This is a genomic window from Spirosoma fluviale, from assembly GCF_900230225.1.
Lineage (GTDB): Bacteria > Bacteroidota > Bacteroidia > Cytophagales > Spirosomataceae > Spirosoma > Spirosoma fluviale.
The window spans coordinates 119,196-144,156 of the sequence record NZ_OCNH01000008.1 but is presented as its reverse complement, the minus strand read 5'-3'; the positions used below and the strand labels follow the sequence as shown (position 1 = coordinate 144,156).

18 protein-coding genes and 1 pseudogene are annotated in these 24,961 nt (G+C 49.7%); 8 read left to right on the top strand and 11 right to left on the bottom strand.

The genetic code is table 11. From position 1 onward, the window contains the following. Positions 1 to 1,863, bottom strand: a complete 1,863-nt coding sequence (locus CRO74_RS28870; protein WP_097131363.1) for a CHAT domain-containing protein — start codon at positions 1,861 to 1,863, stop codon at positions 1 to 3. Positions 1,864 to 2,152: 289 nt separating this feature from the next. Here CRO74_RS28870 and CRO74_RS28865 point away from each other — a divergent pair, with 289 nt between their 5' ends. Together CRO74_RS28865 and CRO74_RS28860 are read left to right on the top strand one after the other, a co-directional pair. Beyond that, positions 2,153 to 5,206 carry a caspase family protein gene (locus tag CRO74_RS28865; protein ID WP_097131361.1) on the top strand — a complete coding sequence of 1,018 codons (3,054 nt, stop codon included), beginning with the start codon at positions 2,153 to 2,155 and terminating at the stop codon, positions 5,204 to 5,206. 476 nt (positions 5,207 to 5,682) lie between these two features. After that, positions 5,683 to 6,081: a DUF1016 N-terminal domain-containing protein gene (locus CRO74_RS28860; RefSeq protein WP_097131359.1), complete on the top strand. Its 399-nt coding sequence runs from the start codon at positions 5,683 to 5,685 to the stop codon at positions 6,079 to 6,081. 120 nt (positions 6,082 to 6,201) lie between these two features. On the opposite strand, the gene CRO74_RS32155 is transcribed toward CRO74_RS28860, so the two are convergent. Continuing rightward, positions 6,202 to 6,411 (bottom strand): hypothetical protein, encoded by a 210-nt coding sequence (locus tag CRO74_RS32155; protein WP_245878015.1) that lies wholly within the window; start codon positions 6,409 to 6,411, stop codon positions 6,202 to 6,204. Between the two features lie 341 nt (positions 6,412 to 6,752). Between CRO74_RS32155 and CRO74_RS28850 the strand changes: the two are divergent. The 3 genes and pseudogenes from CRO74_RS28850 to CRO74_RS28840 all read left to right on the top strand — a co-directional run. After that, positions 6,753 to 6,959, top strand: a pseudogene (locus tag CRO74_RS28850) (helix-turn-helix transcriptional regulator); the annotation flags it as partial. A 216-nt stretch (positions 6,960 to 7,175) separates the two neighbouring features. Beyond that, entirely contained in the window at positions 7,176 to 8,450 is a 1,275-nt protein-coding gene (locus tag CRO74_RS28845; protein ID WP_097131356.1) for a flavin-containing monooxygenase, read from the top strand. Between the two features lie 189 nt (positions 8,451 to 8,639). After that, positions 8,640 to 9,032, top strand: coding sequence for a barstar family protein (locus CRO74_RS28840; protein WP_097131354.1), 393 nt, complete (start codon positions 8,640 to 8,642; stop codon positions 9,030 to 9,032). 271 nt (positions 9,033 to 9,303) lie between these two features. Here the strand turns inward: CRO74_RS28840 and CRO74_RS28835 are convergent, their stop codons facing one another. The 8 genes from CRO74_RS28835 to CRO74_RS28795 all read right to left on the bottom strand — a co-directional run bounded on the left by CRO74_RS28835 (position 9,304) and on the right by CRO74_RS28795 (position 17,165). After that, entirely contained in the window at positions 9,304 to 12,552 is a 3,249-nt protein-coding gene (locus CRO74_RS28835) for a histidine kinase dimerization/phosphoacceptor domain -containing protein (protein WP_097131352.1), read from the bottom strand. A 28-nt stretch (positions 12,553 to 12,580) separates the two neighbouring features. After that, the gene (locus CRO74_RS28830) at positions 12,581 to 13,093 is read right to left on the bottom strand and encodes a YybH family protein (RefSeq protein WP_097131350.1); all 513 of its coding nucleotides are present in this window, start codon (positions 13,091 to 13,093) and stop codon (positions 12,581 to 12,583) included. Positions 13,094 to 13,115: 22 nt separating this feature from the next. Next, positions 13,116 to 13,520, bottom strand: a complete 405-nt coding sequence (locus CRO74_RS28825; RefSeq protein ID WP_097131346.1) for a hypothetical protein — start codon at positions 13,518 to 13,520, stop codon at positions 13,116 to 13,118. 83 nt (positions 13,521 to 13,603) lie between these two features. Beyond that, a complete protein-coding gene (locus CRO74_RS28820; protein ID WP_097131343.1) occupies positions 13,604 to 14,140 on the bottom strand; it encodes a GNAT family N-acetyltransferase in 537 nt (178 codons plus the stop codon). Between the two features lie 49 nt (positions 14,141 to 14,189). Further along, positions 14,190 to 14,684, bottom strand: coding sequence for a RidA family protein (locus CRO74_RS28815; RefSeq protein ID WP_097131342.1), 495 nt, complete (start codon positions 14,682 to 14,684; stop codon positions 14,190 to 14,192). A 60-nt stretch (positions 14,685 to 14,744) separates the two neighbouring features. Then, entirely contained in the window at positions 14,745 to 15,284 is a 540-nt protein-coding gene (locus tag CRO74_RS28810; protein WP_245878014.1) for a nuclear transport factor 2 family protein, read from the bottom strand. Between the two features lie 38 nt (positions 15,285 to 15,322). Continuing rightward, positions 15,323 to 15,817 (bottom strand): YybH family protein, encoded by a 495-nt coding sequence (locus CRO74_RS28805; RefSeq protein WP_097131340.1) that lies wholly within the window; start codon positions 15,815 to 15,817, stop codon positions 15,323 to 15,325. Between the two features lie 610 nt (positions 15,818 to 16,427). Next, on the bottom strand, positions 16,428 to 17,165 hold the full coding sequence (locus tag CRO74_RS28795; RefSeq protein WP_097131338.1) for a LytR/AlgR family response regulator transcription factor: 738 nt from the start codon (positions 17,163 to 17,165) through the stop codon (positions 16,428 to 16,430). 745 nt (positions 17,166 to 17,910) lie between these two features. Here CRO74_RS28795 and CRO74_RS28790 point away from each other — a divergent pair. Together CRO74_RS28790 and CRO74_RS28785 are read left to right on the top strand one after the other, a co-directional pair. Further along, positions 17,911 to 18,318, top strand: a complete 408-nt coding sequence (locus CRO74_RS28790; protein ID WP_097131336.1) for a PadR family transcriptional regulator — start codon at positions 17,911 to 17,913, stop codon at positions 18,316 to 18,318. A gap of 35 nt (positions 18,319 to 18,353) precedes the next feature. Further along, on the top strand, positions 18,354 to 20,906 hold the full coding sequence (locus CRO74_RS28785; protein ID WP_097131334.1) for a PspC domain-containing protein: 2,553 nt from the start codon (positions 18,354 to 18,356) through the stop codon (positions 20,904 to 20,906). 144 nt (positions 20,907 to 21,050) lie between these two features. Here the strand turns inward: CRO74_RS28785 and CRO74_RS28780 are convergent, their stop codons facing one another. Next, on the bottom strand, positions 21,051 to 23,450 hold the full coding sequence (locus CRO74_RS28780; RefSeq protein WP_097131332.1) for a hypothetical protein: 2,400 nt from the start codon (positions 23,448 to 23,450) through the stop codon (positions 21,051 to 21,053). 384 nt (positions 23,451 to 23,834) lie between these two features. Here CRO74_RS28780 and CRO74_RS28775 point away from each other — a divergent pair, with 384 nt between their 5' ends. After that, complete coding sequence (locus CRO74_RS28775) at positions 23,835 to 24,938, top strand: fatty acid desaturase family protein (RefSeq protein ID WP_097131330.1); 1,104 nt, start codon at positions 23,835 to 23,837, stop codon at positions 24,936 to 24,938. The last annotated feature ends 23 nt before the right edge of the window (positions 24,939 to 24,961 follow it).

The window sequence follows — 24,961 nt, the reverse complement described above, 5'->3', positions numbered from 1 at the left end:
TTAAATGCGGGATAGTTCGCTGGGATCAAGATCATTGGTGTTTGTTGTTGCCGTAGTCGGTAACACCTGGGGCAGGCCAAGCAGCGTCCGTAACGACTGGAATTGCTCTCGCAGAACGCCGAAATCCTGCTTGGCCCACAATTCCTCATCAACCGGACCCACAAACAGCCCAGTATCTTCAGGACGGGCAACGTGTTTGAAACGCAACCTGTCCGACTCGCCGGAATGAAAACTGTATAGGTCAAAAACGGCGTTGTCGCTCTTGAAAAAAACGTTTTTGTCGATCAAAAACGGAGACAGGTTTAGGAACCCCTTCGCCTGAAGTTCTTCGGTAACCGTTCCTTCCCTCAGTTGACGCGTAATTTTTACCAGCAGTACCGATTGGCAATCCCACAGGTCGGCGAATTGAATTTCCTGAAAATACATTTCGTCGGTACGGTAGCTCTGACTGGTTCGCAGTACGACCATTTCGTGCCGATAAGCGGGTTGTTGCCGGTAGAAGCGAATAGCGCGTATGTTTTTGAACGATTCGAGCCGGTACCTCGCCCAGAAGCCCATGTGCTTTATTAATTCGCTGAGGTGTTCTTCGCCAACCTGGCAAAGCGCAGCTACATTCCCGATTCCGTTTGGCTGGGTAAGTCGTTCTTTGAGCGTATAAAGAAACTGAAGGCTGCCCTCTAACTGCGTCTCCTGCTGAAACTGATCGAGCCAGGTGGTCAACTCGTCAATGAAGTGGGGAGTGTGCTGCTGTTCAAGAAACGCCCGGAGCGGCCGAACCGAAGTCACAATCCGGTCGGTTTGCCAGTTTGACCATCCGTTAGTTATCAATTCCTCAACGAGTTGGTGCGTAGCTGCGTCAACCCTGGCAATAACCGGGTCGGCGCTCTGTAGCCAGTCCCGAATCTGAGACAATAGTGTACTCATCAAGAGGTCGACCGTTGAATCCAGAAGCGTTGTGTAGTTGATTAGTCGATCTCTCGTTGCGCGAACAGGAATGAGTTTATTCTCCGGTGAAATGTGCGGACAAAGTAGTTTCCGGAGCGGCTCCGAAATCGGGAAAGGCAGTCGCTGAAGTACTTCTTCGTGCAGCCAGCTTCGTAGACCCTCATCCGAAAGGGTCTGTTTTTGTTTCATTCGGTATTGTTCGGTCAGTGTTGGGTCGTGCAAACGCAGCGCATCGAAAAGCGTTCGGCGCAGGGTTGTATTAGGTATGTACGGTGCCTCGTCGGTAACCTCACCCGTGGGCAGTTCCCAATTGGCCGTCTCTTCATCAGGACAAAAAAAATACCATTGATCAGGACTAACCTCCGGCGCCGTATCCAGATCGCCACGGGCAATGCGCCGGACGTCTGTTCTGATTTTTATCTGTACGCGCAAACGAGCTTGCTCCACGGCTTCCTGTAGGGAATACTGATTCGCCAGGGCCTGATAAAACGCACTGGCGAACTGGGTAGCGGAGTAGTCATCTACGGGCGACCGTGTGGCAATAACGGCCGCTTTCACGTGCTGATCTGCCAGTAGCCGGACGTGGTTTAACGTTGAGCATCCATTCAGGAAAATTAGCCGCAGGTTGGGGCAGCGGGCCAATAGCTGAGCCACGCCCACGCCCCTGGCCGTAGCATCTTCCAGTTGTAATGCCGTGCTCCCGGCATGACCGCTAAAGTGGAATAGGCAGAGTGACGCCTGATAGGTTAAAATCTTACCGGCTACAGATTCGGTGGTCGCAAACGAATCGCGTATTTTCTGAAAATGGTTTTTACTGCTGCGCGGGTCAAGTAATCGGTCAACGTCGCTATCCTCGTTGCCTAAGGTCTCTAAAGGACGGTTGCGGTCATTCGCGTAACAGAGCAGGAGGGTATCCATTGCGTTGGATGCGTAAGTAAGGCAATTGGCTGATTCAGGTTTCAAGATAAGTAAAAAGGTACGTAATCAGGCTGGTTTTTATCGAAGTTAATTTGTTCATATCAAGTCAATTACAGGATTGTGTCAGGCGCTGTAATTTTTATACCGTTCGATAAAAACATAGCCTTCTTCACCGGGCTAACCGATAATTTACTTTACTGTGCGTATCCTATACGTTCCAGACATCATACATTTTGATACCTTACCACCAGCCGGAACTGGTTTCAATCAACAAAAACAACCCCTTGACATGAGTACGCAGAAACCTCCGATGGTATACGCCTTATTGGTTGGTATCAACAACTACGATAGAATTAGCAAGCTCAGGGGCTGTTTACACGATGTAAAGGCAGTGGAGAACTACCTGACTCAGCGTACCACGTTTGACTTCAGCCTGACCGGAAATAGAACAGGTAAAATCAAAAAACTGACGGACGAACAGGCGACTCGTCACGGCATTGCCAACGGGTTTCGGCAGCACCTGAGCCAGGCCACCAAAAACGATACGGTCCTGTTTTATTACTCCGGGCATGGTACGCAGGAACAGGCGCATGCCATCTGGGAGGAGACAGACAGAAAACTCGAATGTTTGGTCTGCTACGACGGTGGAACAACGAAACCCGCTGAATTTTTGCTGACCGATAAAGAGCTGCGATTTCTGATTCATGAACTGTATCAAAAAACCGGGGCGCACATTGTCACGTTGTTTGACTGCTGTCATTCCGGCGACAATACGCGGAATGCCGCTCTGGTGGAGGCAACGCACGAGGATGTGCTGGCGCGTCGGTTGGGGGGGAGTGCGTTTCCAATGCGCAACTGGTCGGATTTTATGTTCAGCGACACACTTGCTGAAGCAGATGTAGCCGGTAAGAGAGTAATGGATTTTTTGCCGCAGGGCGCACACATCCAGATGGCCGCCTGCGAATCGAATCAAACGGCTGTTGAGGTGGCGGGGGAGGGGATCTTTACCAAAACGCTGCTGAAAACGCTTACCGATGCGGCCGGCAATCTATCCTACAACACTCTTCGTAGCCGCATTCGGCAGTACATGCGGGCTGGCTACGAGCAAACGCCCCGTGTGTACGCGCCCATAGAACCGGAGAAGCTATTGAACCTTGGTGTTTTTAATCAGCCGATTGCTCCGCAACAGACAATATCGGAAGCGGTGTACAATGCCAAAACGGGCTGGCAATTAAACGTGGGGGCTATTCACGGCGTCGACGCCAGGACAACCGTTACCCTGATTGATCCCGGCAATGCCCATAAAACGATTCCGGTGCGCGTGAGCACGGTCGGCGTTTTTGTAGATTACACCCTGCTGACCGATACCGCGTCTCTTCATCAGGGCACAATTTACAAAGCGATGGTGTCGGGCCTGATGACGCAGGAACTCGTTCTTGAACTGCAAAATCACGACGGCAACCCGAAAGCCGTTGAGGAAATGATCGTTTCCATGCAGGGGGCGGCCAGGGGTAGTTTTTCGTTCGGGGGCGAGGAGGGGAAAGCGAATGGACAAGCGCAGGCAGAGAAAGACAGTGGAATGGCGCAGCGAGCAGATTACACGTTCCACATTCGCGCCGGAGAAGTGTATCTTACCTTGCCCAACGATCCGTATCGGCCCTTACTTCGGCCGATACCATTTGTAGCTGGGCGTAATCAGGGGCATGTGCTGCGTACCATGCAACACGTTTCCCGCTGGCATTTTATCAAAGATCTGCAAAACCCGATCATTCCCCAAAACTTCCCCGAGCAGGCACTCGCCGTCGAATTGACGCGGGTAATGGCTAACGGAACCACGCAGGTCATTGACACCTCGCGGGGAGTTGCAGCAATTACGTATGAGCAGATTGATCAGGTATGGAAGGGTACGATCCAACTGAAAATTACCAACATCACCGGTCAGGATCTGTATGTATGTGCCGCTTACTTAAGCAAAGAGTTTGGAAGTTTCCTTGATTTTCTGCCGTCACGCGTGTACTTACTACCGGCAGGAGCTTCGGTCTACTTGGGCAGAAACGGGAAGGACCGTATTGGTTACAGGTTTGGCCGGGTTGCGCAGGAATACAATTGGCCAGAGCGAACAGAATTTATTAAATTCATTAGTTCTACAACCGAATTCGATGGAGAAGCCTTAACACTGGAAGAACTGCCACAGCCACTCACGACCAATGATATTGGGAAAAATACCGATGCTACTTTCAGGGGTGATCTGGACGTTGAGGATGATACGAAGGTGACGTTTGATGGCTGGATAACTCAGACCATACGCCTTAATTTCAAGAATCCGGTCTATAATCAACCTGAACCCGAAACGCTCAAAGCCCTTCTGGAATGGGAAGAGACGGCCTATTTTGCGGGCGGTCTGTATGGAACGGTCAAGCCTGACGCGTTTGGCCAGCCCACCATCTGGGAACTCAATGAGGAGATCAGCAAAGGGCTAAAGGTATCGGAAGAAAAGAAAAACATCTTCACGGATTTTAAACTCTTCGCAGCTAACCAGATTGAATCGGCGCAACGGCGTAAACGGTATCGCAACCTGTTAAAGCAAGACCCCAACCGGCTGAGAATCGTAGCCGAAGGCGACTCCTGGTTTCAATACCCGATCCTGCTGGAGGATACGCTCGATCATCTATATAAGTTGTACGCCATTCGCAGCTTCGCCGAAGCGGGTGATACGCTGGAGAATTACATGAAAAAGCGGGAATACCTGGATGCGATCGGCGAAGAAAATGCGCATTTTTTCCTGGTGAGTGGCGGGGGCAACGACATTTTAGGTGAGCAGTTTGAACACTTTTTGCGCGACTCTCCCGATCCTGATGGCACCACCGTTCAAAAATATTTCAACACCAGTCTCGACGCTAAACTTACGGACCTTGAATCGTTTTATGAGGATATGTTTGGGCAGTTGCTTGACCGTTACCCCGACCTGTACATACTGGTTCACAGCTACGACTATGTCATTCCCCTGGATACGGATGATCCCATCAATAAGAAGAAATCGAGCTGGTTGGGCAAATACTTGATAAAAAGGGGAATTCGGCCCCAGACCGAACGCGAGCAGTGCATTAACTTCATCATGGATGAGTTTAACAAGCGGCTGAAAAGCGTAGTGGAACGGACCAACAACCGATTCAGGAATCCGGACAACAAGACTCTCCCTGATCGGGTGTCGTACATCGACGTTCGCACTGTGGTAAATCGCACCAGTTGGTTCGATGAAATTCACCCGACCAACGAGGGATTTCAGTTGGTAGCAAATCGGTTTATTGAAGAGATTGAGGAGATCAGGAAGAGAATCAATTGAGCTGCTCCTGATGAGTCAAGGCTCAGTCATTAATAAGGTTATGTCCCTGATCACGTCTCCTCAAGCCAGACCACATTAAGGCCATTTTGTTATGATTGCCTCTTTCTTGTCGACTTGTCTTGTCCGAGAATCTATTGGACGTTTAATTGAACGGTTTTGATAACGGATCACTACAAGTTCAGTTAATGATGAACATTGACCTTTTCGTGCACGATAAAAAATGAACTAAACTAGGCCACTCTACCACAATCAGTTACATCACAAAGCTAATAGTTAGCTTTGTGATTGACACAAAAATTGAAGTGGTCAACATCAATAAAATGGGCTCCTGAGATGGCTTCAACGATTACCTTTGCTTGTACTTGTCCAAAATCTAAATGTCCTGGCAAAATAGGCTAGAAGCCTGATCATCGGCAAATTTCGTCATGGAAGAGTTTAAGCAATACCCGGAACTACTTCAATGGGTTAAATAACAGATTCAACAGGCTCAAGTCAAAATAGTTACCTCAGCCAACCAACAACTCTTACTCTCCTATTGGCAAGTGGGTAGTTTGATCCTGTTTTTTCAACAGCAACAAGGCTGGGGAGCCAAAGTAATTGATCGCCTTTCGGCTGACATTCGTCAGGCCTATCCAGGGATTGAGGGGTTTTCAACCCGTAATATGGGCTACATGAAGAAGTTTGTCGTGGCTAATCTACCCTTAATTTTGCAACAGGGTGTTGCAAAATTACCTGAAACGTCTCAGGAGGCCATTGATGTAGCCCCCATTTTAGAAAACGCTGAAAACTTTGAGCAACTGTTCTTGCGCTCCGTATTGTCCAAAATCACCTGCGGGGCCGCCCTTTCCAAGAAGGCATCCTGTAACAGCCAATAAAGCTTTCGTCCTCCAATGCGCGGATGATCTTGACGGACCTTCTTGACCAGTTGCAGAATGTCGGCGTCATGGTTCACCTGGTCCGCTTGCCGTTGCCAGTATTGATAGTACCCCTGTCGACTAAAACCAATCGGACCGCCGAGCGGCACACCCTCCAGCTGCCGAATCGAAATGTTTGGGTGATTCGTCAACATAAACCGGATGGCTTGGTAACGGGCCGGGCCACGGCGGCTTTTTTTCAACGTCGACCCCCAGCTCGTGTTTAGCAACCCGGACCAGGGTCGAATAATAAAGGGCTTTAAAGTTGGCCGTTTCCAGTTGTTTTTCCATCGACTGGAGCTTAGTCCGCAGTTGCTTAACTGCATCCTCAGGGGTAAAGCGACGAGTTGATTTTCCGGTCGGCAGGGAGGGCTGATCAGAAGCAATCGTGGTGGTTTGTTTACTAGCCTTGGCTTCCTCTTCGATTTTCCGGATCCACCGAAGTACCGTTAAGCGATTGACTTTGTAGCGCTCAGCGGCTTGGTCAATTCGGACCGCCGATGCGGTTGAGCTGATCGAGGAGAACGGCGGCCACCATTTCCCGAATGATTCGTTTGGGCTGTTTCATGCGGAGTTTAACAAGTCTGTCCATAAATTGACTATTTATGGTCAACATTTAGCCGGACAAGTCAATGCTTAAAACATTGACCGGGCAAAGTGCCCGGCAGTATATCCATAACCAGTTGATTGAGGAGGCCAAATTCATGTTAAGCACCACTCGGCTGAGGGTTGCGGAGGTGGCCTACCGACTGGGATTTGAGCATCCCCAGTCATTCAATAAACTTTTTAAGAGCCAAACTCATACATCACCGTCAGAATTTCGCCAATCGTTCAATTAAACAACGTCGTCTATGGCAACCATTCACTTATTGTCTCCTAAATCTACCTAAACGCTCCCATGTGAGACAATGGAGCATTCATATATCTGCTCCATAAATGGGGCGTTTAGTTGGACGGTCACTTTTTTAATCCAAAAGAAATAATGATATTAGCTACTTGCTATACAGAGATAACTATCTAATAAACAGCCCTGTTAACGTTGACTCGATTTGCCTATGATTAAGCCCGTACTGGATGTCATTGTGGTTGGCGCGGGGCATGCTGGCATTGGCGTCAGCTATTATCTAACCAAACAGGGTGTTCCCCATCTGGTCTTTGAGCAGGGACGAATCGGGGAAACCTGGCGTTCCCAGCGGTGGGATTCCTTTAAGATGAACTCGGCTAACAAATTAAATCTGCTTCCCCAGCAGGCCCCCTATTTTGACGATCCCGATGCCTTTGCTGGGGCAACTGAATTTGCGCTGGCGCTGGAAACCTACGCCCACCAGGAAAGTCTGCCAGTTAAAGAATACTGTCCGGTAGTGTCCGTACATACCGACCAGGAACGAGCTGTTTTTCGGGTTACCGTCTCGCAGGAGGGCAAAGAGACAGTCTATCTCAGCCGACGGCTAGTTATCGCTTCGGGTGGACAAAATAAGATTTGGGTCCCTGACTTCGCCAATCACCTGGCCAAGTCGGTGATGCAACTACACGCCAGTGAATACAAAAATGCCCATCAACTCCCAGCTGGAAATGTGTTGGTGGTCGGGAGTGGCCAATCCGGAACTCAGATCGCCCAAGATTTGCTGCATTCGGGGCGACACGTTTTTCTGTCGACGGCCCGGGTTGGTCGGATACCAAGACGCTACCGGGGCAAAGATATTTTTGACTGGCTGGTTAAGATTGGGTTTTACAATACGCCTACTGAGGAGGTCACTGACCCGTCTTTGTTAAAGGTCAAAAACCCGCAGGTGTCGGGAGCCGGGCAGCGGGGGAAAACCTCGAGCTTACAGTCCCTGGCCAGAAGTGGAGCCATTATACTGGGTCGGGCGGACAGGGCCGAAGCAAATACTATTTTTTTTCAGCCCAATTCGTCCTCTAACGTCAGGTACGCTGACGAATTTTCCCAGCATGTGAAACAGCTCATCGACGAGTACATTCAAAAAAATAAGGTGTTGGCTCCGCTTGCCGACATTGATCTGGATGATGTGCCGGACGAAGAAGCCGCCTGCGCGTCTGATTTAACTCAACTGAATCTAGTACAGGTGGCGATCACCTCAATCATCTGGACGACCGGGTTTAGCGGTGATTTCAGCTACCTGCCCTTGCCCGTGCTCAGTGACGAGCAGTTACCCAAGCATCGAAATGGGATTGGTACCGTCGACGGACTTTATTTTATCGGGCTCCCCTGGTTGAGGAAACGGCAATCGGCCATAATACTAGGGATTAAGGAAGATGCAGAATTTATTGTTAGTCACATCGTAAACAGTAGCTTATCTGGCAAAAGGTAAATGAACCGTCCAAATGAATTTAATCATTGTTATTTTAAGAGATTGGATCGTTTTGCAAGCGCTGATCCAGCCTTAAATTCTGACTGCCCGAACTAGTAATGGCCTGATCGTATGCTACGCATTGAGTTAAACAGTGATTATATTCAGAGTCTCATAACGCGCTGGTATAAACTGACCCTGAATTGAACGATGGTCAAACAGATTGAAATCGAGGGTAACACAATTAATGACATTACCTCCTTTTACAAGGAGATCAATCGGGTGTTTATGGAAGGCGAAAGCTGGCTGATTGGCCAGAGCCTTGATGCCTTCAATGATTTACTGTTTGGGGGTTATGGTGCTTTACAAGGAGCAGAATCGGCTAAACTTGTGTGGCACCATATGGACCATAGCCGGAAGGCTTTAGGCTATCAAACGACCCGAGATTACTATTTGGATAAGCTAAAGCCTGGATCACCCTACAATAAAAAAGTGTTTCAAGAAAAGCTAGTCGCTCTGGAAAGCGGTAGTGGCGAAACGTATTTTGACAACATAATGAGCATTATTGCCGAGCATCCGAGAATTAAGGTGATCAATGAATGAGGGTACTGGTATAGCTGAGAGTTGGTCGTTTCCCTGATCTGAAGCCGTTAGTACTTAGTCCCAAATAAGGCTCCCAATTGAGAATGAGGAACGTTCCTTAATCTGCTTCTTGAATGGACCCTTTTAGTGGTCGAAAACGGCCAGAAGGAGGAGACGAAAAGGTACGGTAATCAACAGGTTCGTTAGATAACTAAAACGTCCCTATCGAAAGCGGGAAATTGGTTACCAGATAAGCAAACGGTCGAATACAGGGTTCTGATTTTGGCTGGCCTTAGGAAATGACTGGCCGGTTGAAACGGAGTTTGATCAACGTCCCATGCTGGTTTTCGTAGGTCAGCATACCATCGAGCTGGCGGGTAAGCAGTTCCACCAACTGGGTGCCGAAGCCTGTTTCGTTGACGGCTTCCACCGGCTGTTTACCGATACCATTGTCGGCTACCATCAACAGCAACGAATCGTCGCCCATCCGCGTCAGGCTGATGCGAATTGTGCCTTTGTCCTTACCGATAAATGCATATTTAAGCGAGTTAGTTATTAACTCATTCGTTATTAGTCCTATGGAAACCGCCGTGTCAATGTCCAGCACTAGTTCGGGCATCGAACAATAGATGGTGACGCGACTGGCGGCATCGAACGAATCGAGAATGCTTTCGCCCAGATTGTTAAAATAATCGCGCATTTCGATAGCCCCTAACTGTTTGCCCTGATACAGTTTCTGGTGAATGATGCCCATACTCTGCACCCGATTTTGACTGGCCTGTATGGCTTCCTGTACGTTGGGGTCAGTAACTTTAGCCGATTGCAAGGCCAGCAAACTTGACACCACTTCCAGATTATTCTTGACCCGGTGATGAATCTCTTTCAGCAGGAGTTCGTTCTGGGCGTTTTTCTGAGCAATCTCGTCGCGCTGTTGTTTAATGACAACGGCTTCCTGCAGGGCCAGTTCGCGGGCTTGTTCACGCAGACGGACCTTCAATAAGTACCAAAAGCCGAGTAGCAGCAGCAGCGCATAAGCCGCATAGGCCCAAAGGCTTTGCCACCAGGGTGGGCTGATGTGTATGCGGAGGGGCGCTAAAGTTGTCCAAATTCCGTCGCTGTTGCGGGCTTTCAGGTGGAACAGGTACGTTCCCGGCTTCATCTGAGCAAAATCAACGGTGTTTTTCAGGCCGATGTTTACCCATTGTGGCTCGTCATTCGGTCCGGTCAGGGAATAGGCATAGGCACGACTGCTGGGGTTGCGGTAATCCAGCAACGCAAATTTTAGTTCTAAGGTGTTTTCCCGGTGCGACAATGCCAGCTCATCGGCTTGCCAGCGATCCGGGGGCATGGGCCGCATGGTTTGAGTTCCGTCGGTGTCGAAGCAGGAAACGCCCACCAATCGCAGTGGTGATGAGGCTTTAGGAATGTTGTGGATGGTATCGTTTGGCCCAAACCGCCGTAAGTTGTTCTGGCAACCGAAATAAATCTCGCCGGTAGTAGCCAGTGCTGTAATGGGCGTAGAGTAAACCGAGTTGCCTACAAACTGCGGGAATGTGGTTACGCGTTCCGTAAGGGGGTCGATACAGGATACCACTTGATTCTGGTTGAACCAGATTTTGCCGGTTCTGTCGAGGGTAGCGTGGGCAAAATAATCATCCGTGAACCCGTTTGCTGCACCATATTTTTTGAATCGCCCCGTTTTGACCGACAGCTTCTGTAAGGGAGCCGAATACCCACTCGTTATCCATACATCACCCTGCTTATCAACCAGGGGCGCAAAGGTGTAGTTGCTGGCCAGTCCATAGGGGTCGCCTTGCCGGAGTACAAACCGCTGCACTTGCCGGGTTCGTTTGTTTACCCGACTAAGGCCATGAGCGGCTCCGCACACCCACACCGTGTTCTGGACATCGACCGCAATTTTCTGAAGCGTGTTCGACAATAAGCTGTTGGCGTTGGTGGGATCGTTTTTCCACTGTTCATACGTACTTACCAGCCCCGTCTCGACCGATAAGCCGCCCTTCGGAATGCGGAAAAGCCCCTGCCCCCAGGTCGAAATCCAGAGGTCGCCATCCCGGTCAAGAACCGAAGCGATGGCGTTCTGAATCTTCTTACTCCCGGCCTTATCTAAACGGACGGGTGTTAAACGACCCGTCTTTTTGTTGTAAACGAACAAGCCAGCTTCCGCACCGACCAGCAGATGTGGATCGTAGCTGGTTGGTGGGGAACCTGGCAGCGGGATGGTGAAATAAGTGAGGGGTTGTTTCAAGACCACCTTCATCTCATTCAGGCCCGGCTTGGATTGGCCCGGCCTGGCGCGGCCCGGCTTGTATCGAATCAGGCCCAGATCGGTACTGATCCAAAGGAAGCCTTCCGAGTCGGGCATGAGGGACTCCGTTACGGGTCGGGTCGGAACGGCACCGGCGGAGTTGCTCAATTTAGGCAGTGGAATGTTGGAGTGGCGTTCCTGGCGGGGGTCGAAGAAAAGCGGATTTTTGTCGCTCGCTCGCTCCAGCCAGATTAACCCCTGTCCATCTTCGTAGAGGGTTACCAGTTCCCTGAGTTGTTCCCCGTTGCTGATGGCTACGGGTGTGCAATGCTCCACGATGGTCCGGTCGGCTGAAATGCGGAAGATGTCGTTATCGCAGCAAAGCCAAAGCCGCCCCGCCCGATCTTCCAGAATCACGTTTGGAAACGGAATGGGTTTGCCATCGGCCGTTCGCTTATCGAACCAATTGATTTGCCCTGTTTTGGGGTTAAAAACCCGTAGCCCCGTTTGGTCCGTAACACCCATCCAGATCAGGCCCCGACGATCTTTGCAGAGGCCGTTAATCACATTGAGGCCATCCGTGGCGCTGATGACGGGCACCCCTGATTTATTTACAGTCGGAAAGCACCGCCAACGGTTACTGGTTCGGTCAAACTGCTCGAACCCGGCCGTTGTGCAAACGTAAACATAACGGGGGGCCACCAGAATGGGCGACAGCGGGTTGCCCTGCAATTGCCCTGCCTCACCTGGTTTGGGCAAAAACCTAATAGAGCTACCTGTTTTGGGGTCGAACCGATTCATGCCATAATCGCTGCCGATCCAGAGATAACCAGATTCATCGCGTTGAAGAAATCGGAGCTTATCCGATGATAAACTGGTTTTGTGGGTGGGCAGGTGCCGAAAATGGGCCACGTTGCCCGTTCGCTGATTGTAGGCATTAAGGCCCCCGTCGCGGGTGGTCATCCAGAACGTGCCTCGCTCGTCCTGAACCATATCCGCCACCCGTGCTGAGGAAAGGGAGTTCAAATCCGCCGGATCAGAGAGCACCTTTACGATCTCATGGCCGTCGTACCTGCTCAGGCCACTGCCGCTGACGAACCAGAGAAAATCGTCGCGGTCGGTAAAGAATCGATTTATGGTTAATTGATTTCGGTTGCGGCCCAGCGTTTCTTTGGGGGGTTCGTCGAAGTAAAGCACAGTGGATTGTGCCTGCCCGGCAGACGCGGACAGGCACAATTGCAGGAGGAGCCACCCAAAAACAACGTATCCATTCATGTTGACCTGTTTGTTAGCCCAAGCTACCTCACTTGTCTTTCTGATCCTCGTTGTTAATATCGCGGATGCAGATAAATTTTCCGTCGCGTTTTTCAAAAATGCCCATGTATTTGCCGGTGCTCACTACCTTGCCAGCCGCGTCTTTAACCGTTGTCTTCCCGACTTCGGTCACCACGTTGCCATCGCCGTACACGTCCATCGTCTCGTAGGAAACCGTCGTTCCGGCCTTGCGCGCTTTCATACTTTTGAGCAACACCTGCCGGATAGCAGCCTTTCCCACGGACATGGGTTCGTCGTCGGCCATTTCTATGGCATCGTCTGTGTAGAGTGCCATTACCTTGTCGATGTCCTTAACGGTTGTGGCGCTGGCCCATTCGGTTTCGATGGCTTGTATTTCCGTTTTGATGGCGGCCATATCGGGTTTAGCTACTACCTGCTCGGTGGTAGCTTCTGCTTTTTGGGCGGGGGCGTTGCAACCCGTAATGCAGACAGACGTAATGGCAATAACGGCCAGGAGTAGGGTGAATGGATTTGTTTTCATTGGGTTTTTGATGGTTAGACGATTAAGGCACTCTCACTAAGCGACGGTAGAGTTCAACGGCTTTTATTTTCTCGTACACCGTACCCAATTTTTTATCTGCTTCCTGAAACGATTTGTCGTCGTGGATTTTCTGGTACGCGTTGGCATTGGGCCAATTGCCCTCAAAGAAGTAGCGGTATTTGTCGGCTCCTTTTCCCTCTACTTTGTAGAGTGTGTATCCGGCGTTACTGTAGCCCAGGCCTTTAATGATCGTGTTCAGCTCGCCAATCAACGCCGACAGCTGGGCCTCCGTTACACCGGCTGGCATATCGAAAAGGTGGATACTTTTGAGTTGAGTCGTTGCCGTTTGCTGAGCCTGTGCAGATGTCGACAGGCCGAGGCTAACCAGCAACCAAAGAGCAGCTAGGGAAATCAGGAGTTGTTTCATGGATTTGATTGGTTAGTTTGACTGTTTTAAGATCGATCCCCCGGCAGTATAGGCTGGGCTTATCTGTGCTCATGATTTCGGATTTATGTAGTGTCGTGGGTCAAATCCAATTCCATGAACAACAAATAGTCTTTAAATGCTGCGGGGATTTCCATTTCTGGATACGCGTCAATATCACGAAATCCAAAACGTCTATATAAGGCGTGAGCGGCTTCCATAAACTTCGGACTGTCAAGCCGAATTTTTTTATAACCGACTTTTCTCGCTTCAAGTAAAAGTCGGTTAAGGATAGCTCGTCCAGCTCCAATTCGTCTACTAGCTGGATCAACAAACATCCGTTTTATTTCACCGATTTCGGGATTGATACGTTTTAGACTTCCAAGCCCACATACTTTACCTTCGTAAATAGCCAGGATTAGCTGTCCGTAAGGTGGTTGAAACTTGTCAATCTGTTGGATGTCCTGTTCAACAGTTTCTTTGGGATTATGAGGATGGACGCCGTAGAGTTCATGCATCTTGTCGTTACCCCAAACTAAATAGTCAAACCATAATTTTTTAATGGCTTCAAAATCGTCAGGAATGACAGCGGTTCTTGTGTTTACTTTTTCACTTTCGTTCATTTCCTGAATAGGTTTTGGTTTGTTTACTTTCTATAGTAGCCTTACTGAATCAGCGCACTTTATAGGCTTCTAACTCAATCTCAATCAACTGGCCGGGCAGTGCTAACTCCTTTACGCCAAACCACGACCCGGTCGGAAACTGCTTTTTGTAGATCGTATTTCGGTAAGCCGACTGGTTCACAAATTCGGGCATGTTCGTGGTCAGGATATTCTCCACCACAACGTCGTCCCAGCTGTAGCCATAGTGCTTCAGAATTTTGTCCAGGTCGGCGTAGCAATTTTTCATTTGTTGTCCCAGATCACCTTCAGCCGTCAGGTTTCCTTTATCGTCCATACTGACCGCACCCGATATTTTCAGTTCATTGCCAATCCGAACGGCATGGGAGTAGCCATACGCTTTTTCGACTTCAGGTCGTAACATAAAGTACTCCGGTGCATCGGATTGAGCCGCTGGTTTCTCATTTGCTTTTTGGGGAGCAGTATTGCAACTGACGGTAAACAGGGTCAGGGCGGCAATAACAGGAATAAATTGGTTGATTTTCATGGGTCTGTCTACTAGAGAAAAGGCTGATAGGTTACTGGTTTTATATGCACACAGTCTTTGCTACTTGACGGCTACTGGTGCCAATGCAGACTCGTGGTAAAACGTCGCTTTCCACGCGCCGTTGATTTTGGTGAAGAGCATCGTTCCCGCTACGTGTTCGTACTTTATTTTCTGGCCGGTTTTGAGCGTGGCATCCTGTTCCATCGAGAACGTATAAAGCACCAGCGAGTCAGTCAAAACCCGAATCACTTCCTTAGTTGGCACGACGCTCAACGTCTTCATCTGGCTAAACCCGTCTGCATTCAATTTTTTTAGCGCGTTGTAATCGCCGAAGGTGCCATCGGGATTGACCGCCTGAAAATCAGGCGTATTTTCAAAGTAGGTCATACACGTTTCAATGTCCAGTTTTTCGACCTGCTGGAAGAATCCGTTCACAAGAGAAGAAATTTCCTGTTCAATCGCCTGCTTTTGCTCAGGTGCCATTGCCGACACGGCGGTTGTTTTTGCGTCATTATCCTTTGCGGGTGAACTACAACCGGCGGCAAACAGGAACAGAGCCGTAACAACGGCCAGCATCTGGGGTACTTGATTGGTTTTCAACGGACTATTTTTAAAGAGGGTGGATTGACTATGTTGATTTACTTAGCCGCAGGCAGGGGTAGATCGGAGTTTGATATGTCGCGGAAGGGCCTCCATTTACCGGCTTCCTTTTTCCAGAGGACGATGTACTTGTCCTTGACCACCTGCGTACCGGCTTTATCGAACAGGCTTGACTGACCTTCCTCCGACACGAAATCGCCGGTTCCCCATACGTCGAGGGCGGTAAACTCAGCTTTGGCGATTCCAGAACCGAGGACGTTGTGGATGGCCGTCTGAATATTTTTGCGGCCCACGATAGCTGGTGCGTTCGAGAACATCAGTTTCGCGTCTTCGGTATAAAAATTGGCCATGCCCACCGAGTCGCCTTTGGCGATGAAGCCCGCGAACTCAATATTGGCGGCTTCGATTTCTTTTTTGAGTGTAGCGTTATCGACCGTCACGGCACTTTCTTTAGCCGGCGAGTTGCAACTGGCAGTGAATACGAGCGTAGCTGCAAGTACAGCCAGCATCAGGGATACCTGGTTGGTTTTCATTGGTGTAGTTTGGTTGGTTTTGGGGATTTGGATTGACTGGAAAAATGGGTTTAGACGAACGTTAGAAGCCTGTATCAGGATCAAACGTCGGCCCACTCGTTGAGCGGCACGTGGGCGGGTTGGAACTGCATTACCAGCTCCTGTGAAGCTAACGCATAACTATACACGTTTCAGGCAGCGTTGACCGGGGCTTTGCCGTTCAGCATGAGCGTCAAGTCCGATAGTTTATAGCTTTCGCTGTTGAGCAGCTAGTTCCTGCCATGCAGCCCGTTTTGAACCACGCGTATAACTTACCCTGATGCTGTGGTTCGTACAAACGGTAATCGTAGCCATGGTAGACCAGTAAGATGGCAGTTGGAAGGATACATAGAAAGCAAAAAATCACCTGAGAAGGGACGGTGGTAAACTGGAGACACATGGTTGAGAACGGGTTGGGGTGGATTAGAAATGGTTAGCCCAATCGACTCGACAACGCGATTTGGCCGACAACGGATCTAAACTATCGCCAGCGTATTCCCAAACCAAGTTCGCCCGGACGAGCGCATCCTTTTACTGTCCGAAAGGGGGTATTTTCTTACCGGATGTGTGAACGGTAATGCCGGTTTTGCTCTCAAATGGTCTGGATTCGTTTCAGTAGTGCCTCGCGCAGGAGGTGGCTGAGCGGAATCGTTATACCCCCAATTCCGATATGGCCTTCGCCTACCTCATCGACCTGCGTTAGATTTACCAGATAGGAGCGGTGTACACGTACAAAAAAGTTGGCCGGGAGTTTGTCTTCCATCACCTTCAGTGTCGTTGTCAGCAGGTATTCCTTTCCTGCTGTGCAGAGGTGGCAGTAGTTGCGGTCGGCTTCTACGTAGAGAATATCGGCGATGAAAATCTTAACGATCTTTTCGCGGTGCCGCACAAAAATCCGGTCACTGAGCACAAAGGGTGCGTCGGGGGCGGGGTTGGCAGAGGTGGGCGGCTCGTCGGCCAGGCGGCTCATGGCCAGCTCGATAGCCCGTTGTAGCTCAATTGCCCGGATCGGCTTGGCGATATAAGCGTAGGGATGTGTTTTTTTTGCCCGGGCAAAGGTGGCCTCGTCGGTATTGGCCGTGACGTAAATAATTGGGATGTTCCACTGCTGGTGGATCGCATGGGCTGTGTCGATACCGTCGAGTGAGCCTTTGAGACTAATATCGAGCAGAATTAGGTCAGGCCGGTTGGTTTCAGCATGTTGAATGGCTTCTTCGCCCCTGGGCACAATCCCGCTCACCTCATAACCCAGTCTAGTGAGTTGCAGGGCGATGTTGGCGGCAATGATCATGTCGTCCTCCACGACGAGCAACTTCAGCGGGGTGTCCATTCTATTTGTTGATCGTTCGTCAAGTAATCATTATGCGTGTATCGAAGGTTGAACTCGGTACCGCGAATCCTCGGTAGCGCTGGCAGTGTAATCAACACTATAAATCCGCTACGAAGTAAACTCAAATTTTATAGTTATGAAAATCAATGACTTGATTAAGTGAAGCCATTCGGATAAGAATTCTATGGCACGTATGCGACGGATCACATTGGACAGATATTAAAAATTTTCTGTCTCGCAAAAACGCTCTTTAAATGGATGTTTAGTCTAGCATTAAACCCTATCAGACCTATTAGGATATAAAACTTAGGATCTTATAGAGACCGCTTTACCCAGACGTGAGCGTGATCGCTTGTTTTCCCCAACCTCCAACTGGTCGGCCTACTTCACCTGCAATTAGTTGACCAGCAAGCTGTGGACAGGCTAAAAAATGGTCAATTTGTAGTCCGTCATTCCGCCGGTAATTCTGACCAAAGTAATCTCAGTAAGTATATATTCGTTCAGAGGGAACTAGTTCTCTAAGCGAATCGATCCAGGGCAGTTTCTACTTAAGTTTTGGTCCAATAGAGGGAATGCCATTGGGTAGGTAGTTAGTACAGGCACGATGGCCGCCCCTTTTTCCACCATTCATCCTGTCTTTTAAACCACTGATACAGAAAATCGGATAAAAATAAAAAGGTACCTTGCATCGCATAGTACCTTATTGTACCTTTGAATTAGGAAATTAACGAAATCAAATACACCAATGAATATAGAAAACGCTCAGGTGCAAATGCGGAAGGGTATTCTGGAGTTCTGCATTTTGCACATCATATCGCGGGGTGAAATTTATGCCTCCGATATGCTCGACGAGCTGACTTCCGCCAGAATCATGGTTGTGGAGGGTACTCTGTACCCCCTGCTAACCCGCCTGAAGAATGCCGGTCTGCTCGATTACAAATGGGTAGAATCAACCTCCGGGCCACCGCGTAAATATTACATCCTAACCGATCTTGGTCGCACATCACTGGATGCACTCAACGCTACCTGGCAGGAACTTGCCGAATCTGTTAATGCGATTGTCGGAAAAATAGATTTACACAAAAAAATCACGAATGGGGCGGTCAACGTGTCGCCCTCGCCTGACCCAATAATTCCTCCAGCCAACGCTTAGCCTATTCTCTTCAAAAACCGAATCGTCGGACTCCAATGAAAAAGACAATCAGCATAAATATTAGTGGCGTCATCTTCCACATCGAAGAGGATGGCTACGACAAACTTAAAAATTACCTGACTACGGTACAGCAATACTTCTCGACCTATGAAGACAGTCAGGAAATTGTCACCGACATCGAAAACCGGATTGCCGAGAAGCTTCTTGCCAAACTGAAAGCCGCTGACAAACAGGTCGTTTCGCTGGAAGATGTCAACGAACTCGTTGCCGCTATGGGTACCGTTGCCGACTTCGAAGCCGTTGAGGAGGAGGAAGTTCTGGTAACCAACGGCGGTCGCCATTCGGCAGCGGGCGTTGGTAAGGGGACAGCAGGTAGAGGGCCGGGTGCTCAAACGGGTAATCCAAATCCGGCTTCCGGGTCCTATTCCTCACAGCCTGCCAGTGCTTATGTGGCTCCCCGTCGGTTGGTGCGCGACCTGCGCCGGAAAACTCTGGGTGGTGTTTGTGCCGGTCTTGCCCACTATTTCAACATGGACGTGGTCTGGATTCGCCTGATTTTCGTTGGCCTGTTTGTTGGCTTACCCGCTCTGAGTGGTGCTTCGAATGGCCCCGATGGATTCTTTGGCGGTCTGAGCGGGTTCACCTTCATCATCTATGTTGCTATGTGGATTGCCCTGCCGGGTGTAATGACGATTGAAGACGACAAAACGGTAAAAAAGTTTTTCCGTAACCCCGAAGATAAAGTGCTGGGGGGCGTTGCCTCCGGGATCGCGGCTTACTTCGGTGTCGATACGGGCATTATCCGGCTGTTGTTTGTACTGGGCATCGTGTTCTTCGGCGTTGGCTTCCTGCTCTATATCGTGCTGTGGATGATTGCCCCACAGGCCAATACCCTGACCGAGAAAATGGAGATGCAGGGTCAGCCGATTACGCTCTCGAACATCGAGCAGAGTATTAAGCAAAACCTCAATATCAACGAAACGCCGGATCGGGAGAGTACATTAACTCGCGTTCTGCTATTCCCCTTTCGCGCCATTGCTACCATTATTGGTGGGCTTGGGAGTGCCTTGGGGCCGCTGTTGAACGGCGTTGTTTCCCTGATTCGGGTATTTGCCGGTGTGATGATGTTAATACTTGGTTTTTCATTCATGATCGTTTGCCTGGCCCTGCTGGGTGCTGCCATTGGCCTGTGGTCGGGCACGCACTTTGGCCCCGGTACTGATCTGCCGATTGAATTATTCCGCTCTGATGTGACGGTGCCGATGGTGTTCTCGGCGTTTGCCGCCGGTATCATCCCCGCTTTTGGCCTGGCTATTCTGGGGGTTATGCTCATCACGACACGTAGCGTACTGAGTGGTCGTACGGCGCTGACCCTGGCGGGTGTGTGGCTGTTGAGTCTGGTTATTCTGGCCGGAACCGCTACACCGCTGATTTCCAGCTTCCAGCGGCACGGAACCGTTGAAGAAACAAAGGTGCTGAATGTACCGGCGGCTATTCCAACCTTCGCCATGAATCAGGTTGAAAATGATGATAGCTTCCGACCATCGATTGATCTGAAAGGCTACGAAGGAACAACCCTTAACCTGATTCAATATTTCCGGGCACAAGGAACCACTCGGGCCGAAGCGCAAGCCAATGCCCGTCAGATTAAATACGTCTATTCCATCAAGGATTCGACGGTTCGGTTCGACGAAACCATGGAACTGGCTCCCAAAGCTCGTTTCCGGGCGCAGGATCTGGATATGGATCTGATGATTCCCTACGAAAAACCGTTCCGCATGACGAGGGATTTTGCCCGCTTCATTCGCAATGAGTTTGGTGAAAAAGAGATTGACCGCATGGGGGAAAGTATCTGGAAATTCACCAAAGCTGAAGGCCTGGTGTGCATTAACTTCCCCCGTGAGAAAAACCGGGATGATAACGACGAAGACAACGACGTAACCGACCTGACCGACGATGTACAAAGTGCCGTAGCCAGCGAACTCGGCGACGACTTCGACCGGGTAAGCGATCACACCCGTCAGTTCAATGTAACGAACTTCTCGAAAGTAAATGTGGCCGGTGCATTTGTGGTCCGTTTCCGGAAAGGTGATGTCTACAAAGTCGTTGCCGATGGCCGCGAAGATGACATGAGCGATATGGACGTTCGGGTGAACGGCAGCACACTCGAAGTGAAAATTGATCGTCGGGGTGGTCTGTTCGACTGGAGCAACCGCAAGCGCGTCGGGCTGACCATCACGGTTCCGGGTATCGACGAACTAACCTTATCAGGTGCTTCCAAAGCTAGCCTTGCCGGGTTCGGGAACTACAAAGACTTGAAAATCGATATGAGCGGTGCCTGCCGGACCGTATTTGACGGAACGGCCGACCGGATGAATATACAGCTGTCGGGTGCATCGAATGCGGTGTTGCGCGGTCATATCAATCAACTCGAAGCTGATCTGACTGGAGCCAGCAAAATTGAGGCAACGGACCTGGATGTCGACAAGGCCGAAGTCGATGCCAGCGGTGCCAGTCATGCCAACTTCGGTCACGTGAACAAAATGGATTCCGAAACATCGGGAGCCAGCAAAGTAACGCGGCAGTAATATAAATTGATTAAGGTGGCCGTTAGGGCGTCAGGGATTTGTCCGGTTTTCGACTGGTTCCAACGCACTAACGGCCATTTTATCTTTGAAACAGGTAGAGCTACCTCATGCCAGAGGGATGCCTGCTGATAGATTGTTGTTGGCCTATTTTCGCTTCTTAATGAACCTGGCCTTATTGTTCAGCTTATTGACCGTTCCAGATTTAACCGTGCGGGTGTGGATTTGCTGAAGTTGTTTAGCCCGTTTTTGGATCATATCGACAATCTGCTTAAAGGTTTTGGCTCCCAGTTTAGCGCTTTCACCGGGCGTATCTGTCGGGTGAACCTTATCTTTATGAAGCAGCAACGGGTAAAGATGCCCCTCTGGCTCTAGCTCGGCATTGAGTAGCCTGACATCCACGAAACCAGTCAGATACGCCTGATAAAATTGCCGGGTAGCCTCGTTCAACTGGGCTGTCTGCTCTGGTTGTGCAGTGCTTGCCAGGTAGCAGGCAGAATTGAAAAGTAACAGCACATCCCGGTCTTTGCGCAGATTGGAATAGCTGGGAAGTCTAAAAATAATATCACGCTTGGGGGCAATAACATAACGCCCGATTTTGCCAGCCATGTAGGTTAGCAATCCATCCAGGCGGTCATCTTCCTGCAAAAAATCAGGGCTTTCCAGAAAGAACGCCTTATACTGATAGTTTTCCGGATTAGGCTCGATAGTACCGGCACACACCGTTTCCAGGACAACAATCCGGCCTATGGCCTGTTCATCATGGTTAGCCAGACTCGATGTGCCATAAGCTGTTTTTAATTTATACACTTCCGAGTTCGGCCGTCCGGCATCAACATGAATGAGGATGTGGCAGGGTACAATATCGGCCCTGTCGGCTGACTGATCGAAAAAAATAGACAGGAAGTTACCCGCTATAGTGGCCCATCCGAAGAGCGTAACGGTACCGTCGCGGTGGGTCATTTCAGCCCGACCGATCTCATTGATTTTAAGGGGAAGCCGACCTATAAAGGATTGTTTGGTGCTCAGTACATACACATAATACAGGCCCGAAAAGTCACTGATCCGTTCCTGGAGCGGTTTTACGTCGGGCTCGTTCATCGGTGGTACTACCGGCTGGATGAAATCTCTGGAATGCCCGCCAAAAATGAGTTTGTACAGGATATCATTGCCAGTCGCTTCGTCAAGTGTGATCCGACGGCGCATAACCAGCGCGTCTAACTGCGATTTTTTATCGGGCGAATCGAGTAGTGTGTAACCTTGTAGGGAGGCCTCTTTGTGAAAAACAACCCGGGCCGCCATGGGGCGATACGATACATTCTTCATGCCCGAATAAACACCCCAAACTCCCTCTTCAGTCACGTTGTTGTGCGTGTCGATGTAAATGGTCAGGCGATGCACAGTGCCATCCATCCGGTCGAAATAAGCAATCAATCCGCCTTTCTCCCGGACTGATCGCACTCGGCCCCAATACCGGCGTTTTACTTCATTTTCGTTTTCGGCTCCCAGAATAGCTCTGCCATCGGGCAGTATTTCCAGTGCTATTGTCTCCAGCCAGTGTTGGTCGTCAGCATATTGCACCCACTGCCCTCGGTAAAAGCCAGCGCGTTTTTTTACCCGTTCCGACTCATCTACCCCTTTTGTTGGCAAAGGCACATTCAGTTGGCCTTTATAGAGCGAAATGGCCAGTCCGGGCGAAATCGCTAAAGGCAGCGCATCGGTGGGTGTTGGCTTGGTCAGGACAATTGTGCGGGAAGTGATCTTCCCGTCGGGCATTAGCTGTGTATGCAGGCCGGTCAGTTCAGACCAGTCGGCTAAATCAATCTCGTCTGGCCATTGAAAAATACACTGTTCCCAGGCCCCGGATTCAGACATGACAACCAGCGGCTGTTTTCGGGTAAAACGACCGACCAGGATTCGCTCGGGCTGGTTGCTGCTACCGTAGAGAGCCATTTCCAGTTCTCTCTTGGGTAATAAACTGAAAGCGACGCGCTGGCTGGTGAATTCCCTGTCTTTGGCCTCCTCCGAGAATAGTTCGGAAGAAGCTAATCCCTGGTAAGCGTGGTAGTCAAACCAGTAGAGACTTTTTAGGGGCTTTTCCTTTTCTGACGTTGAAATCCGTTCGGATTCTTTAGGGGGTGGACTAAAATCGAACCAATCCTTGTCGGCATTCCAGACCATCTTTCCCTTAAGAGCCCCGATAACCTTCATTAAGTTCTTGCTAAATTCGACCAGCTCATTTCGAAATCTACCCTCTGTTTTAACACGAGGTGTCTTAGTCGACTTGCCGTCGGCACCAGTTTCGCCTTTGGAAAATTGAAGTTCATCAAACTTATTAAGCGATGTTTGGGCAGAAAACCGCTTGATATTGGCCTCTTTTAAGAGCGATTTGTAGTCGCCCGGCACACCTTCAAGAGCCTTCCTGTAGTCGGTCCACAACTGATTTAGGCAGTTGTCAAGTATATCTGGTGTTCCTTCCTTCTGAATTTTTTCAAAATATGCAGTAAAAGAAGCAGCCGAACTGTCCAACAAATTAATGGGCGACATAATACAAGCGGTGCGTAGTAGACATAAAAGGCAATTATACGCACAAAATACCCTCATACCTAAACGCTGGGTAATTCTGGGTACTGCCCAACGTGCTGTTGGGTAGGCCTTAAAACTGCCCAGATCCAGCCTGTTGCCCAAAAATTATATGCCCAATTTGTGGTGAATAACTACCTAATTATCAGATCAATAATGATGAACGAATACGGGACGTTTTAGGATTCTTTCTGCAACTGCCACCTGGAGAAAGTCGTTAGCGCTGACGGTAGACTCAATTGGCAGTTGATGAAAATCCGCTCTACACATGGCTGGAATATGCTCCCCAGCTCGATTACGCAACTTGTATTTGGAAAAACTAACAAGTTAAAAAACGACTAAAAAGTCATGAAAACGGATATTACTCGTAAAGCGTCCAAGCGTCCGCAAGCGCCAATCAGTGAAGTACTTAGTGATTTGCAGTGCATTGGAAAGGAACTGCAGCAGGCCGATCAGAAAAAAACGCTGCAAGCGTTGCAGCGCCCCTCCGCCCTGTCGGATCGGCGTTCGCTGGTCGCTCTGCTAACTATTGCCGGTGTGTCCCTTGGGTTACCCTGGCTGGTCCTGAACACACCCGATCAGTGGAAAGCCGTAGTCATTGCCGTTGCCATTCCTTTGCTGGCTGCCCAACAGTGCGCCATTGGGAACTTTGCCCACGTCGCTATACACATGTCATTGTTTCGCAATCGTCATCTCAACAACCTGGCTACTCAGGTGCTATGTGCCTTGATGATGTACTCAAAGTGGGTGTTCTTTTCGACGCATTCTCTAACGCATCACCCATTACTTGGTAATCAGGCCGATCTGGAACTGATTTCGAGAAGGCCCGCCATAAAGCCCACCATGTCGCGACGGCGGGCTAGCTGGGAGTTCGTCAGGACGTTCGCATTTGATCGTTCCGCCTGGCTTACCACTGTTTTCGGCGACTTGCCCATAATGGTGTTGCTTCTGCCACCCCACGATTCACTACGCGGGCTGACACGGCAGAAGCTATTTAGTGACCTGCTGCGGTGTGTACTAGTATGGGGTATATTGTCGGGATTATTGTGGCTGGTGGGCGGTGCTGCTTTTCTCTATACCTTTCTGAGCGTTTGGTTTGGTGCGAAAGTAACGGCCTACCACCTTATCCGAGTGGGCCGTGAATTGTTCGATCATTACGGCCTGCCTAAGAATCCCACCGGGAAAAACGGTCAGGTAAATGTGCTCGATTATACGCGCACTATGCCGTATAACTGGCTGACCTATTTTTTCAATGGCTACTCGGATCGCCTTCATACCCTCCATCATCTGTATCCCTCTATTCCGATGGTGATGCTGGCCGATGCCCATGCGCTGCTGATGGAATACGCACCTACGTATAGAAATCGAGTAAAGATGTTCGATACGTACTTCGCCGGTAACAACTCCATTATGGCGAGTATGATTGATGGCGTCAACGCGAAAAACGTATAATCCACTAATTTAACAAACCCCTG